We start from the raw sequence: 13,440 nt of genomic DNA, 5'->3' as shown, positions 1-13,440 counted from the left end.
GAAATATGACCACAATTTTGCAGAGAATTGGCATATTTTCTCGGTATACATCCCTCGATATGGAAAAACGCGAAAAAGCTGTATACACTATGTATACAAACTGAAACCAGTGCCCCCCCTTTGGCTAGCGGCACGACTAATGAACGGAGACCGTACGTGTACCCAAAAAACGCTTGGTATGTGGCTTGCATGCCGGAGGAAATCGCCGATAAACCGCTGGGCCGCCAGATCTGCGGCGAAAAAATGGTGCTGTACCGCGGCGTCGAAGGCGCCGCCAAGGCGCTGGAAGACTTCTGCCCTCATCGCGGGGCGCCACTTTCCCTCGGATTCGTACGAGACGGCAATCTGGTGTGCGGCTATCACGGCCTGGAAATGGGTTGCGACGGCAAGACGGTCGCCATGCCGGGCCAGCGCGTGCGCGGCTTCCCCTGCATCAAGAGCTTCCCTGTCATCGAGCGCTATGGCTTCATCTGGGTCTGGCCGGGCGATCCGGCGCAGGCCGACCCGGCCAAGTTGCCCCACCTGGCGTGGGCCGAAAGCCCCGATTGGGCGTATGGCGGCGGCCTGTACTACATCAAATGCGATTACCGCCTGATGGTCGACAACCTGATGGACCTGACCCACGAAACCTATGTCCACGCCTCCAGCATCGGCCAGAAGGAAATCGACGAAGCGCCGGTGACCACCAGGGTCGAGGGCGACGAGGTGATCACCAGCCGCCATATGGAAAACATCACTGCGCCGCCCTTCTGGAAGATGGCGCTGCGCGGCAACGACTTGCCGGACGACCAGGCGGTCGACCGCTGGCAGGTCTGCCATTTCACGCCGCCCAGCCACGTGCTGATCGAGGTCGGCGTGGCCTTGGCCGGCAAGGGCGGCATCGACGCCCCGCAGAACGAGAAGGCGGGGTCCATCGTGGTAGACTTCATCACCCCCGAGACCGAGACCACGCACTGGTATTTCTGGGGCATGGCGCGCAACTTCAAGCCGCATGACAAGGAACTGACCGCCTCGATCCGCGAGGGCCAGGGCAAGGTGTTCGGCGAAGACCGCGAGATGCTGGAGCGGCAGCAGGAAAACCTCCTGAAGCATCCCGAACGCAAGCTCCTGATGCTCAATATCGATGCCGGTGGCGTACAATCGCGTCGCGTCATCGACCGCCTGCTGGCCGCGGAACGCCCAGCCTGAACCACCCACCTGCCTGCCCCATGAACGAACCGACCACGCCCACCCCGCACGACCTGAAGAGCGCCCCAGCGGGCAGCCAGCCGGCGGCCAGCCGCGACGCCTCGCAGACCGAGCGCGCGATCCTGGGCTTGCGCGATGCGGTGCTGCGCGGCCATTTCGTCCCGGGCGAGCGCCTGTCCGAGGTCGAGGTTGCCGAGCACCTGGGCGTGTCGCGCACGCCGATCCGCGCCGCCATGCAGCGCCTGGCCGAAGAAGGCCTGCTGGACGCGGCGCAGCCGTCCGGCTACGTGGTGCGGGTTTTTTCCCAGCACGACATCGCCGACGCGATCGAGGTGCGCGGGACGATCGAGGCGCTGGCCGCGCGCCTGGCGGCCGAGCGCGGCGTATCGCGTTTCGTGCTGCAGCAGATGCGCGACTGCGTCGAGCGCCTGGATGCGACGGTCGACAGCGACCTGCCCGAGATCGAGAAACTCGAACAGTACGCCGTGTTCAATGGACGGCTGCACGACCTGATCCTGGAGGCTTCCGCCAGCAGCATGGTCCAGCGCGCGCTGCTGCGGGTCGCGTCGATGCCGTTCGCGTCGCCGAACGCGTTCGTCATCGCCCAGGCCGTACTGCCCGGCTCGCAAATGAACATGAAGCTGGCGCAGATGCAGCACCACGACATCGTCGACGCCATCGAAGCGCGCGCCGGCGCCCGGGTCGAGGCGCTGGTCAAGGAACATTCCCGCATTGCCCAGAAGAACCTCGAACTGGCGCTGCGCAACACCGATGCGCTCGACCGTATCGTCGGCGCGGCGCTGATCCAGCGAGCCTGAGCTGCCAGGCCGCCAGCCCTCTCCCAGCCCGGCAACCGGGTCGCACGGCGTCGTGATGAAACTTTGACCACCTCAAGTGCAGCTCCCGGCAAAACCTCGTATGATGGTTCCTTACCAAGGCCTGGCGCTGAATCGTCGCCGGGACGTCGTAGCATGCCGGCCGCCGGGCACCCGCCCTCACTGGCGTTCACTGCGCCGCGCGTGCCGACCCATCGGAGGCAATATGCAACATGCATCGCAAGCTGCACTGTTTTCGCTGATCGGCGATACCCCGCTGGTGGAAGTCACCCGGATCGATACCGGTCCCTGCCAGCTGTTCCTCAAGCTCGAATCCCAGAACCCGGGCGGCTCCATCAAGGACCGCATCGGCAAGACCATGATCGAGCAGGCCGAGCACGACGGCCTGCTGCAGCCCGGCGGCACCGTGATCGAGGCCACGGCCGGCAATACCGGCCTGGGCCTGGCGCTGGTGGCGCGCATCAAGGGCTATCGGGTGGTCCTGGTCGTGCCCGACAAGATGGCGGCCGAAAAAGTCCTGCACCTGAAGGCGCTCGGCGCCGAGATCCACCTGACCCGCTCCGACGTCGGCAAGGGCCACCCCGAGTATTACCAGGACTACGCGGCGCGCCTGGCCAGGGAGATCCCCGGCGCCTGGTTCGCCGACCAGTTCAATAATCCGGCCAATCCGCGCGCCCACGAAACCACGACCGGCCCCGAGATCTGGGACCAGACCAACCACAAGCTCGACGCCATCGTGGTCGGCGTCGGATCAAGCGGCACCCTCACCGGCCTGTCGCGCTACTTCAAGAAAACCCAGCCCCTGCTCGAATTCGTCCTGGCCGACCCGAAAGGCTCGATCCTGGCCGAATACGTCGAGACCGGCCACGTCTCGCAACACGCGGGCTCGTGGGCGGTCGAGGGCATCGGCGAGGACTTCATCCCCGGCATCGCCGACCTGTCGCGCGTGAAGACCGCATACACCATCAGCGACGAAGAAAGCTTTTCCACCGCGCGCCTGCTGCTGCAGCGCGAAGGCATCCTGGGCGGCTCCTCCACCGGCACCCTGCTGGCGGCGGCGCTGCGCTATTGCCGCGCGCAGACCCGCCCCAGGCGCGTGGTCACCTTCGTCTGCGACACCGGCACGCGCTACCTCTCCAAGGTGTACAGCGACGGCTGGATGGTCGACCAGGGCCTGATCACGCGCCCCAGAATGGGCGACCTGCGCGACCTGATCGGCCGCCGCCACGACGCCGGCGAAGTCATCACGCTCGCGCCCGAGGACACCCTGCTCACCGCCTTCAACCGCATGCGCTCGAGCGACCTGCAGCAACTGCCGGTGGTCGACGCCGGCGGCCGGCTGCTGGGCCTGATCGACGAATCCGACCTGCTGCACCAGGTGACGCAGGATACCGCGCGCTTCAATGCGCCGGTGTCCGGCACCATGACGTCCGAGCTGCAAACCCTGCATCCGGCGGCGAGCATGGGCCAGTTGCGCGAGATCCTCGACCGCGGCCTGACCGCCGTCATCGCCGACGGGCCGACCTTCTATGGCCTGATCACGCGCTACGACCTGCTCAATCATTTGCGAAGGACCCTGTCTTGACTACTCCCATCGAATTCAAGCGTCACCTGGCCACCCGCGTGATCCACGGCGGCCAGGCGCCCGAACCGGTCACCGGCGCCGTGATGCCGCCCATCTTCGCCACCTCGACCTTCCGGCAAGAAAGTCCTGGCGTGCACAAGGGCCTCGACTACGGCCGTTCGCACAACCCGACGCGCTGGGCCCTCGAGCGCTGCGTGGCCGACATCGAGGGCGGCCGCGCCGCCTTCGCCTTTGCTTCCGGCCTGGCCGCGATCGCGGCGGTGCTCGAACTGCTGCCGAGCGGCTCGCACATCGTGGCCGGCGACGATATGTATGGCGGCACCTACCGCCTGTTCGAGCGCGTACGCCGCGACAGCGCCGGCCTGTCGTTCAGCTACGTCGACCTGTCCGACCCCGACGCGCTGGCCGCCGCCATCAAGCCCGAGACGCGCATGGTGTGGGTCGAAACCCCGACCAACCCGATGCTGAACCTCGCCGACCTGACCGCGATCGCCGGCCTCTGCCACGCGCGCGGCATCATCAGCGTGTGCGACAACACCTTCGCAAGCCCGATCAACCAGCGTCCCCTGGCGCACGGCTTCGACATCGTGGTGCACTCCACCACCAAGTACATGAACGGCCACTCGGACGTGATCGGCGGCGTGGCCGTGGTCGGCGCCGGCGACGCCCAGACCGGCCTGGCCGAGAAACTCGGCTTCATCCAGAACGCCGTGGGCGCCATCCAGGGCCCGTTCGACAGCTTCCTGGTGCTGCGCGGGATCAAGACGCTGGCCCTGCGCGTCGAGCGCAGCAACGCCAACGCCCTGCTGCTGGCCAGCTGGCTCGAGCAGCAGCCGAAAGTACGCAAGGTGGTCTACCCGGGCCTGGAATCGCATCCCCAGCACGCGCTGGCGCGCCACCAGATGCACGGCTACGGCGGCATCGTCGCGCTCGACCTCGACACCGACGTCGCCGGCGCGCGCCGCTTCCTGGAAACCTGCGAGGTGTTCACCCTGGCCGAGAGCCTGGGCGGCGTGGAAAGCCTGATCGAGCATCCGGCCCTGATGACCCACGCCAGCATTCCGCCCGAACGTCGCGCCGAGCTGGGCATAGGCGATGGGCTCATCCGCCTGTCGGTGGGCATCGAGCATGTCGACGACCAGCGCGAGGACTTGCGGCGCGCATTGGCCGCGATCTGAGCAGCGTAGGGTTGGCGGCGCTGCCGCCGACGCGGTGATCGTTACCGGCTCCGATATCGAGCCGGATGATCTCGCGGCCAACCATCACCGCGTCGGCGGCGTAGCCGCCAACCCTACGCGTGCAACGGCCCGGTCGTGGGCGCGGCCATTGCGCTGCGCAGCTTGAAGGTCGCCACCAGCGCCGAGAGTTCCGCCGCCTGCCGGCGCATCGACGCCGCCGCCGCCGCGGCTTCCTCCACCATCGCCGCGGTCTGCTGGGTCGACGTGTCGATCTCGGCGATCGACTTGCTGACCTGGGTGACACCCAGGGCCTGGTCCGCGCTGGCGGCATGGATCCGGGCCAGAATGCCGGCCACCTCGTGCACGTGCCGCAGCATCGCGCGCATGGTCGAGCCGGCCGATTCGGCCATGCCGGTGCCGGCCTCGATCTCGCCTGACGACTCCTGGACCAGCTTCTTGATTTCCCTGGCCGCCCCGGCTGAATGCTGGGCCAGGTTGCGCACCTCGCTGGCCACCACGGCGAAGCCGCGGCCTTCGCTGCCGGCGCGCGCCGCTTCCACCGCCGCGTTCAGCGCCAGGATATTGGTCTGGAAGGCGATGCTGTCGATCATGCCCGTAATGTCCACGATGCGCGCGGAGGATGCCTTGATCGCCCCCATGCGCGCCACCAGCTGCTCGACCGCCCGCGCGCCTTCGGCGACCACGCCGGACGCGGCCTGGGCCAAGGCATTGGCTTGGCGCGCATTGGCGTCGTTGCTGGCGATCGCTTCGCTCAGCTCGTCCATCGCGCTTGACGTCTGGCGCAGCGCGTCGGCCTGACGCTCGGTGCGGGACGACAGGTCCTGGTTGCCTTCGGCGATCTCGCTCGAGGCCGCATCGATCGCCTGGGCGCCGGCCAGCACCTGCGACACGGTGCCCGACACGCCATGGGTCATGCCGTTGAGGGCGTCGAACAGGCGGCCGATCTCGTCGCTGCGCCGGTGCCCGATGGTCGGACGCAGGTCGCCCCTGGCGACCTGCTCGGCCAGCATGGCGGCCTGCCGCAGCGGCGCCACCAGGTTGCGGCTCAAGGCCCAGGCCAGGCCGGCGCCGACCAGCAACGCCGCGCTGCCCAGTCCCAGCAGCAGGGTCTTGCTGAAGTGCGACGCGGCGGCCGTTTCGTCGGCCAGGCGGTGCGCCTCGCTGCTCTCGTAGGCGAGCAGGGCTTCGAAGGCGCCGACCCGGGCCTGGTAGCCCGGCTCCCATTGCCTGGTCAGGATCTCCTCGACCCGGCCGGTCTGCCCCAGGTCCTTGGCCTTGAACAGCGCGTCCTGCACCGTGCCCAGCGCAGCCTTGTGGCCGGCCGCGTCCTGCAGCAGTGCGCGCTCGCGCGCCGACACCGGCAGCCTGGCCAGCCTCGCCTCGATGGCGGCGATGTCGTCGCGGCCTTGCTCCAACTGGGCCTGGAAGTAATCGGCCAGTTCCAGGCTGTCGCTGCGCGCGATCGACACCGTGCGCGAACCGTTCAGGCGCTCGATGCCGAGCAGGTCGGACACCAGCTGCTGCTTGGCCAGCTTGTCGTCGACCAGGTTCGCGGTGATCACGTCCGCCGCGTGCATGCGCCAGACCGCGACGGCGGCGATGGTCACGATGACGAGGGAGAGGATGCCGAAGGCGCCGGTGAGCTTGGCGAAGGTATTGAGCGGTGCGAGTCGCATGGGCGGTCCATGATGAGATTGGGCAACGATGCGTGCATTGTAGGAATGCTATATGACACCGTCATGAACCAATCTTCCAGGAATGACCACCCGGCGCGCTCGCCGTACAAATAGAATGTACAAATAAAAAGGCGCTGTAATCGTTAGCTGTGGATGAGCACTGAACTGCTGAGCTGATCCGCGGTCCAATCCCGGTCGTCATCGATCGGGAGCGTACGATGAAAGCGCCGCAGTTTGCACGGTTGTTCACCCAGCTGCCAAAGTTGAACCAGCCACAGCGCCGGCAGGTGCTCGCCGCCCTGCATCCGGCAGCCGGACTGGACCGGGTGACCGCCCTCATCGGTGAGATCCGGTCAACCGGGCGGCGCTGCCCGGACTGCGCCTGCGAACGCTGCCACCGGCACGGCCAGGCCAACGACCTGCAACGCTATCGCTGCTGCGCGTGCGGCCGCACCTTCAACGACCTGACCGGCACGCCGCTGGCGCGGCTCAGGCTCAAGGGCAAGTGGCTCGCCTATCTGGAAGCGGTGCTCGATTCCCGCTCGGTCCGCTCTGCGGCCAAGCGTGTCGGCGTGCACCGCAACACGGCATTTCGCTGGCGTCATCGCTTTCTCGATCGGGTCAAGGACGACCGCCCGGCACGACTGATCGGCATCGTCGAGGCCGACGAGATGTTCCTGCTCGAATCGCAAAAGGGTTCGCGCAAGCTCGATCGCCAGCCGCGCAAGCGCGGCGGCAGGGCTGCCCTGCGCGGGATCTCGCATCACCTTGACTGCATCCTGGTGGCGCGCGACCGCAGCGGCCAGACCATCGACGCCGTGACCGGACGCGGCGCCCTGAAAGCGGCGCAGCTGGTCAGGCACCTGCGGCCGAAACTCGACCCGCAGGCGCTGCTGGTAACGGACGCCAACGCCGCCTATGCCGCCTTCGCCCGTGCGCATGGCGTTGCGCACCAGGCCGTCAATCTCAGCGCCGGTGAACGAGTGCGCAAGGGCGCCCAAGGCGCCATCCATGTGCAGAATGTCAACGCCTATCACCGGCGCTTCAAGGAATGGCTGGCGCGCTTTCATGGCGTGGCGTCGCGCCGCCTGCCCAATTACCTGGGCTGGCACTGGGCGCTCGATGGTGGGCGGGTACCTTCTGTCGAGCAATTGCTGCGCATCGCATTCGGGGTCATCAACAGCTAATGGGTACAGCGCCAATAAAAAAAGCCCGCGGCACACGTGCACGCGGGCTTCCTGCTCGGAGCGCCTTGCGGCGCTCGTCTTACTCGATCTCGACCGTTTCGGCCGGGGCCGGTGGCGGCAGTGCGTCGCCTTCCGGGAACTCGAGGACCACGTCGTCCTTCTCGTTCAGGTCCACCGTCACGCGGCCGCCGTTGACCAGGCGGCCGAACAGCAGCTCGTCGGCCAGCGCCTTGCGGATCATGTCCTGGATCAGGCGCGACATCGGACGCGCGCCCATCGCCGGGTCGAAGCCCTTGTGGCCGAGGAACTTGCGCAGCTTCTCGGTGAAGATCGCCTCGACCTTCTTCTCGTGCAGCTGTTCTTCGAGCTGCATCAGGAACTTGTCGACGACGCGCAGGATGATGTCCTCGTCCAGCGCGCGGAAGCTGATGATCGCGTCCAGGCGGTTGCGGAACTCCGGCGTGAACATGCGCTTGATGTCGGCCATCTCGTCGCCGGTCGCGCGCGAATCCACGAAGCCCAGCGACCGCTTGGTCAGGCTCTCGGCGCCCGCATTGGTGGTCATGATGATGATCACGTTACGGAAGTCCGCCTTGCGGCCGTTGTTATCGGTCAGGGTGCCATGGTCCATCACCTGAAGCAGGATGTTGAAGATGTCCGGATGGGCCTTCTCGATCTCGTCCAGCAGCAGCACGGTGTGCGGCTTCTTGGTGATGGCCTCGGTCAGCAGGCCGCCCTGGTCGAAGCCGACGTAGCCCGGCGGCGCGCCGATCAGGCGCGACACGGCGTGACGCTCCATGTACTCGGACATGTCGAAGCGCACCAGCTCGATGCCCATGATGAAGGCCAGCTGTTTCGCCACCTCGGTCTTGCCGACGCCGGTCGGACCGGAGAACAGGAAGGAGCCGATCGGCTTGTCGGTCTTGCCGAGGCCCGCGCGCGCCATCTTGATCGCGGCCGACAGCGCCTCGATCGCAGGGTCTTGGCCGAACACGACGTTGCGCAGGTCGCGGTCGATCGTCTGCAGCTTGCTGCGGTCGTCCTGGTTGACCGTTTGCGGGGGAATCCGCGCGATCTTGGCGATGATGTCCTCGATCTCGGTTTTGCCGATGGTTTTCTTCTGCTTCGACTTCGGCAGGATGCGTTGGGCCGCGCCCGCTTCGTCGATCACGTCGATCGCCTTGTCCGGCAAATGACGGTCGTTGATGAAGCGCGCCGCCAGTTCGGCCGCGGTCGACAGCGCCGACGCCGAGTATTTCACGCCATGGTGCTCTTCGAAGCGCGACTTGAGGCCGCGCAGGATCGCCACGGTCTGCTCCACCGACGGCTCGTTGACGTCGACTTTCTGGAACCGGCGCGACAGTGCATGGTCTTTCTCGAACACGCCGCGGAATTCGGTGAACGTGGTCGCGCCGATGCACTTGAGCTGGCCATTGGCCAACGCCGGCTTCAGCAGGTTCGACGCGTCGAGCGTGCCGCCCGAGGCCGAACCGGCGCCGATGATCGTGTGGATCTCGTCGATGAACAGGATGCCGTTCGGCGTGTCCTTGATCTGCTTGAGCACGGCCTTCAGGCGCTGCTCGAAATCGCCGCGGTACTTGGTGCCGGCCAGCAGCGCGCCCATGTCGAGCGAGAACACGACGGCGTTCTGCAGGATCTCGGGCACGTCTTCTTGCACGATGCGCCATGCCAGGCCTTCGGCGATCGCGGTCTTGCCCACGCCCGCCTCGCCCACCAGCAGCGGGTTGTTCTTGCGGCGGCGGCACAGGATCTGGATCACGCGGTCGACTTCTTCCTCGCGCCCGATCAGCGGATCGATCTTGCCGTCGGCGGCCGCCTTGTTCAGGTTCTGCGTGAACTGGTCCAGCGGCGACTCCTTGGCTTGGCCTTCGACCTGCGCTTCTTCCACGCCTTCGGACGCCTTCTGGGTGTCCATCTGCTGGTCCTTGCGCACGCCGTGCGAGATGAAGTTGACGACGTCGAGACGGGTCACGCCCTGCTGGTGCAGGTAGTAGACGGCGTGCGAATCCTTCTCGCCGAAGATCGCGACCAGCACATTGGCGCCGGTGACTTCTTTCTTGCCGTTCGAGGCCGACTGCACGTGCATGATCGCGCGCTGGATCACGCGCTGGAAGCCGAGCGTCGGTTGGGTGTCCACCTCGCCCGTGCCAGGCACGGTCGGGGTGTTGTCACCGATAAAATTAGTCAAGGTCTTGCGCAGGTCTTCAATATTGACCGCGCACGCACGCAGGACTTCGGCGGCCGATGGATTATCGAGTAGCGCGAGCAGCAGGTGTTCCACGGTGATGAATTCGTGGCGTGCCTGTCTCGCCTCGACAAAGGCCATGTGTAGGGATACTTCAAGTTCCTGCGCAATCATACTTCCTCCATCACGCACTGCAGGGGGTGCCCGGCCTTGCGCGCATGCGTTAAGACAAACTCCACTTTGGTACACGCTATATCTTTGGAAAACACCCCACACACCCCTTTACCATGCCGGTGAACAGAGAGCATGATCTGGGTTGCGGTCTCGCGATCCTTGTTGAAGTATTCCTGGATCACGGCGACCACGAACTCCATCGGCGTGTAGTCATCGTTCAGCAGCGCCACCTGGTACAGCGGAGGCGGTTTGACGGTCTGCCGCTCAAGCAGTTGTTCAGTATCGTGCTTCGTTGCCATGGGGTTATTCTAATACTTCCGGGGTTGGTGCCAAGCGTAAACATCAGCTCGTTTTCTGGTGCTTCCATCTTACGCGTTTTCAGATATTTGCGCAGATGGCGTTCCGATTGCCGAAATCAAGACCGTGGATGGGTTAGGCCGGAAATATTTGGCAATAGGCATGTAAAAGCGCTTGACTTCAGTAATTATTCCACCAACAATGCAGTTGTTGACATTGTACTTATGTACTTGTTGATAAGAAATAAGCAGGCTGAGGAGGGGCAAGAGGCTTCTTGCTTTTATGGCTCGTGTGATTTGTTAAATTTGAAAGTTCTTTTATGGCAACTGGTACTGTTAAGTGGTTCAATGATTCCAAAGGCTTTGGCTTCATCACTCCTGATGACGGCGGCGAGGATCTGTTTGCTCACTTCTCCGCGATCAACATGAACGGTTTTAAGACCCTCAAAGAAGGTCAAAAAGTCCAATTCGAAGTCACGCAAGGCCCTAAAGGCAAGCAAGCTTCCAACATCCAGGGTATGTAATCACTCCCCTCCCGGAAGCGAAGAACCCCGCGACCAGCGGGGTTTTTTTTCGCCTAGCGCCCGCGCCCTTCCCCATGTGTCCAGCCGCTCTGTTCCACGAACGCCTGCACGTCGGCCAGGATCGCCTGTAATTGGTCGTCGCTCACCGTATCCGGCATGCCCGCCAGGCTATTGCGCTGAAGCGCCTCCAGCGCCTCCAGCGCCTCATCGTAACGGCGCAGCAGCGACGCCGTACGTTCGGCCAGGTCGGGCGCCAGCGCAGCGGTCGCGGCCGCCGCGCGCAGCTGCTCCGGATCGGCATGGCGCTGGAAAGCAACAATAAAGCGTCCGATTCGCTCGTATCTGGCCTGGGTGATCGATTCTTCGCTCACGACCTCTCCTCATCCAATTGAATGACACCTACATGTTCTCGATCATGACCTCGCCGAAGCCCGAGCACGAGACCTGGGTCGCCCCTTCCATCAGGCGCGCGAAATCGTAGGTCACCTTCTTCGAGGCGATCGCCCGGCCCATCGCCGTGATGATCAGGTCGGCCGCTTCGCTCCAGCCCATGTGGCGCAGCATCATCTCGGCCGACAGGATCAGGGAACCGGGATTCACATAATCCTTGCCCGCGTATTTCGGGGCCGTGCCGTGGGTCGCCTCGAACATCGCCACCGAATCGGACATGTTCGCCCCCGGCGCGATGCCGATGCCGCCGACCTGGGCGGCCAGCGCGTCCGAGATATAGTCGCCATTCAGGTTCAGCGTGGCGATCACGCTGTATTCCGCCGGACGCAGCAGGATCTGCTGGAGGAAGGCGTCGGCGATCGAATCCTTGATCATGATGTCGCGCCCGGTCTTCGGATTCTTTACCTTGCACCACGGGCCGCCGTCGAACAGCTCGGCGCCGAATTCCCTCTGGGCCAGCGCATACCCCCAGTCGCGGAACGCGCCTTCGGTGTACTTCATGATATTGCCCTTGTGGACCAGGGTCACCGAGGACTTGTCGTTGTCGATGGCGTACTGGATCGCCTTGCGCACCAGGCGCTCGGACCCTTCGCGCGAGACCGGCTTGATGCCCAGCGCCGAGGTGTCCGGGAAGCGGATCTTGTTCACGCCCATTTCCTCGGCCAGGAAGGCGATCAGTTTCTTCGCGCCTGCGGAACCGGCTTCCCACTCGATGCCGGCGTAGATGTCTTCGGAGTTCTCGCGGAAGATGACCATGTCGGTCTTTTCCGGCTGCTTGAGCGGCGACGGCACGCCGGCAAAGTAACGCACCGGACGCAGGCATACGTAGAGGTCGAGCTCCTGGCGCAGCGCGACGTTGAGCGAACGGATGCCGCCGCCCACCGGCGTCGTCAGCGGGCCCTTGATCGAGACCACGTAGTCCCTCAGCACCTCGAGCGTCTCGTCCGGCAGCCAGGTGTCCGCACCGTAGCGCTGCGTCGCCTTCTCGCCGGCGAAAATCTCCATCCAGCTGATCTTGCGCGCGCCGCCATAGGCCTTCTCCACCGCCGCGTCGACCACCTTGATCATGACCGGCGTGATGTCCACGCCGGTGCCGTCGCCCTCGATATAGGGAATGACCGGATTGGACGGGACGTCCAGGGTGAAGTCGGCGTTGACGGCGATCTTGCGGCCGTCGGCCGGGACGGTGATATGCTGGTACTTCGGCTGGTGCATCGCGTGTTCTCCCAGGTGGATGGCGGCCGGTGGGACGGACTCGATTACAATATCGCCCCGGCCTGCCCATGGTTCGCCACTCTTCTATAAGACATAAGGGCACCTCGAAAAACCGTCGCGAGCGGCAGCAGTTTCGGTCGAGAAGCGCAGCTGTACTAGAGTACAGCGAGCATCGCAGACCGAAAATGCAACGCGCAGCAGGTTTTTCGACGTGCCCATAAGATGGCGTGTTTTCATTATGCCTCAGTATTCTGCCATATCGGCACGCTATTGACCCGGCGCTCTCCCTGTCCGCGCCAATGCGCATATTAGCTATTTTTCGATGCCCCTGATCCTTTTCAATAAACCGTTCCAGGTCCTGTGCCAGTTCTCGCCGCAGGAGGGCCGCGCGTCGCTGGCCGATTATCTCGCTATTCCAGGCATTTATCCGGCCGGCCGGCTGGACGCCGACAGCGAGGGCCTGATGCTGCTGACCGATGACGGCAAACTGCAGCACAAGATCGCCCACCCCGACCACAAGGAGGCCAAGACCTATCTGGTGCAGGTCGATGGCGTGCCCGACGCCGCCACGCTGGCGCGCCTGCAGGCCCCGCTCGACCTGGGCGACTTCACTACCCGCCCTTGCCGCGCGGTGCGCATCGCCGAACCCGAATGGCTGTGGCCGCGCGATCCGCCGATCCGTGCGCGCCAGGACAAGCCGACCGCGTGGATCGCGATCACGCTGGAAGAAGGCAAGAACCGGCAGGTGCGGCGGATGACGGCGGCGGTGGGCTTTCCCACGCTGCGCCTGGTGCGCAGCAGTATCGGCCCGTTTTCGCTGGCGACGCACCCGTTGATGCCTGGGGAATTTACCGAAGTAACGATGTAAAAAAACCCGCCGACCTGACGGTACGGCGGGTTTCAT

12 protein-coding genes are annotated in these 13,440 nt (G+C 64.8%); 7 read left to right on the top strand and 5 right to left on the bottom strand.

Annotation, left to right across the window (positions count from 1 at the left end; translation table 11 throughout):
- Positions 1-156 precede the first annotated feature (156 nt).
- The 4 genes from ACZ9AQ_RS15420 (at position 157) to ACZ9AQ_RS15405 (ending at position 4,787) form a co-directional block, all read left to right on the top strand.
- Positions 157-1,188, top strand: a complete 1,032-nt coding sequence (locus tag ACZ9AQ_RS15420) for an aromatic ring-hydroxylating dioxygenase subunit alpha (protein WP_429204347.1) — start codon at positions 157-159, stop codon at positions 1,186-1,188.
- Positions 1,189-1,208: 20 nt separating this feature from the next.
- Positions 1,209-2,006 (top strand): GntR family transcriptional regulator, encoded by a 798-nt coding sequence (locus ACZ9AQ_RS15415; RefSeq protein WP_429204345.1) that lies wholly within the window; start codon positions 1,209-1,211, stop codon positions 2,004-2,006.
- 223 nt (positions 2,007-2,229) lie between these two features.
- Positions 2,230-3,609: a pyridoxal-phosphate dependent enzyme gene (locus ACZ9AQ_RS15410; RefSeq protein ID WP_429204343.1), complete on the top strand. Its 1,380-nt coding sequence runs from the start codon at positions 2,230-2,232 to the stop codon at positions 3,607-3,609.
- Complete coding sequence (locus ACZ9AQ_RS15405; RefSeq protein ID WP_429204341.1) at positions 3,606-4,787, top strand: trans-sulfuration enzyme family protein; 1,182 nt, start codon at positions 3,606-3,608, stop codon at positions 4,785-4,787. The genes ACZ9AQ_RS15410 and ACZ9AQ_RS15405 overlap by 4 nt, the downstream gene beginning before the upstream one ends.
- 113 nt (positions 4,788-4,900) lie before the next feature.
- Here the strand turns inward: ACZ9AQ_RS15405 and ACZ9AQ_RS15400 are convergent, their stop codons facing one another.
- The gene (locus tag ACZ9AQ_RS15400) at positions 4,901-6,484 is read right to left on the bottom strand and encodes a methyl-accepting chemotaxis protein (protein WP_429204340.1); all 1,584 of its coding nucleotides are present in this window, start codon (positions 6,482-6,484) and stop codon (positions 4,901-4,903) included.
- A gap of 218 nt (positions 6,485-6,702) precedes the next feature.
- Here ACZ9AQ_RS15400 and ACZ9AQ_RS15395 point away from each other — a divergent pair, with 218 nt between their 5' ends.
- Positions 6,703-7,671: an IS1595 family transposase gene (locus ACZ9AQ_RS15395; protein WP_429204339.1), complete on the top strand. Its 969-nt coding sequence runs from the start codon at positions 6,703-6,705 to the stop codon at positions 7,669-7,671.
- Positions 7,672-7,750: 79 nt separating this feature from the next.
- On the opposite strand, the gene clpA is transcribed toward ACZ9AQ_RS15395, so the two are convergent.
- Entirely contained in the window at positions 7,751-10,051 is a 2,301-nt protein-coding gene (gene clpA, locus ACZ9AQ_RS15390; protein ID WP_429204338.1) for an ATP-dependent Clp protease ATP-binding subunit ClpA, read from the bottom strand.
- Positions 10,048-10,350, bottom strand: coding sequence for an ATP-dependent Clp protease adapter ClpS (gene clpS / locus ACZ9AQ_RS15385; RefSeq protein ID WP_020653505.1), 303 nt, complete (start codon positions 10,348-10,350; stop codon positions 10,048-10,050). Before clpS ends, clpA begins: the two co-directional genes overlap by 4 nt.
- A gap of 317 nt (positions 10,351-10,667) precedes the next feature.
- Between clpS and cspE the strand changes: the two genes are divergently transcribed.
- Positions 10,668-10,871, top strand: coding sequence for a transcription antiterminator/RNA stability regulator CspE (gene cspE, locus ACZ9AQ_RS15380; RefSeq protein ID WP_020653506.1), 204 nt, complete (start codon positions 10,668-10,670; stop codon positions 10,869-10,871).
- A 53-nt stretch (positions 10,872-10,924) separates the two neighbouring features.
- On the opposite strand, the gene ACZ9AQ_RS15375 is transcribed toward cspE, so the two are convergent.
- Both ACZ9AQ_RS15375 and icd read right to left on the bottom strand, forming a co-directional pair.
- A complete protein-coding gene (locus ACZ9AQ_RS15375) occupies positions 10,925-11,242 on the bottom strand; it encodes a hypothetical protein (RefSeq protein WP_429204337.1) in 318 nt (105 codons plus the stop codon).
- 28 nt (positions 11,243-11,270) lie between these two features.
- Entirely contained in the window at positions 11,271-12,536 is a 1,266-nt protein-coding gene (gene icd, locus ACZ9AQ_RS15370; protein WP_429204336.1) for an NADP-dependent isocitrate dehydrogenase, read from the bottom strand.
- Positions 12,537-12,858: 322 nt separating this feature from the next.
- Here icd and ACZ9AQ_RS15365 point away from each other — a divergent pair, with 322 nt between their 5' ends.
- Positions 12,859-13,404, top strand: coding sequence for a pseudouridine synthase (locus ACZ9AQ_RS15365; protein ID WP_429204335.1), 546 nt, complete (start codon positions 12,859-12,861; stop codon positions 13,402-13,404).
- Positions 13,405-13,440 lie beyond the last annotated feature (36 nt).

It is taken from the genome of Massilia sp. UYP34, assembly GCF_056279385.1.
Note: the sequence above shows the minus strand (reverse complement) of the source record. Positions and strands in the feature narration are given on the sequence as shown.

Coding starts and splice junctions, on each gene's coding strand:
- ACZ9AQ_RS15415 (WP_429204345.1), top strand. CDS start 1,209: ATGAACGAACCGACCACGCCCACCCCGCACGACCTGAAGAGCGCCCCA.
- ACZ9AQ_RS15410 (WP_429204343.1), top strand. CDS start 2,230: ATGCAACATGCATCGCAAGCTGCACTGTTTTCGCTGATCGGCGATACC.
- ACZ9AQ_RS15400 (WP_429204340.1), bottom strand. CDS start 6,484: ATGCGACTCGCACCGCTCAATACCTTCGCCAAGCTCACCGGCGCCTTC.
- ACZ9AQ_RS15395 (WP_429204339.1), top strand. CDS start 6,703: ATGAAAGCGCCGCAGTTTGCACGGTTGTTCACCCAGCTGCCAAAGTTG.
- clpA (WP_429204338.1), bottom strand. CDS start 10,051: ATGATTGCGCAGGAACTTGAAGTATCCCTACACATGGCCTTTGTCGAG.
- clpS (WP_020653505.1), bottom strand. CDS start 10,350: ATGGCAACGAAGCACGATACTGAACAACTGCTTGAGCGGCAGACCGTC.
- cspE (WP_020653506.1), top strand. CDS start 10,668: ATGGCAACTGGTACTGTTAAGTGGTTCAATGATTCCAAAGGCTTTGGC.
- icd (WP_429204336.1), bottom strand. CDS start 12,536: ATGCACCAGCCGAAGTACCAGCATATCACCGTCCCGGCCGACGGCCGC.
- ACZ9AQ_RS15365 (WP_429204335.1), top strand. CDS start 12,859: ATGCCCCTGATCCTTTTCAATAAACCGTTCCAGGTCCTGTGCCAGTTC.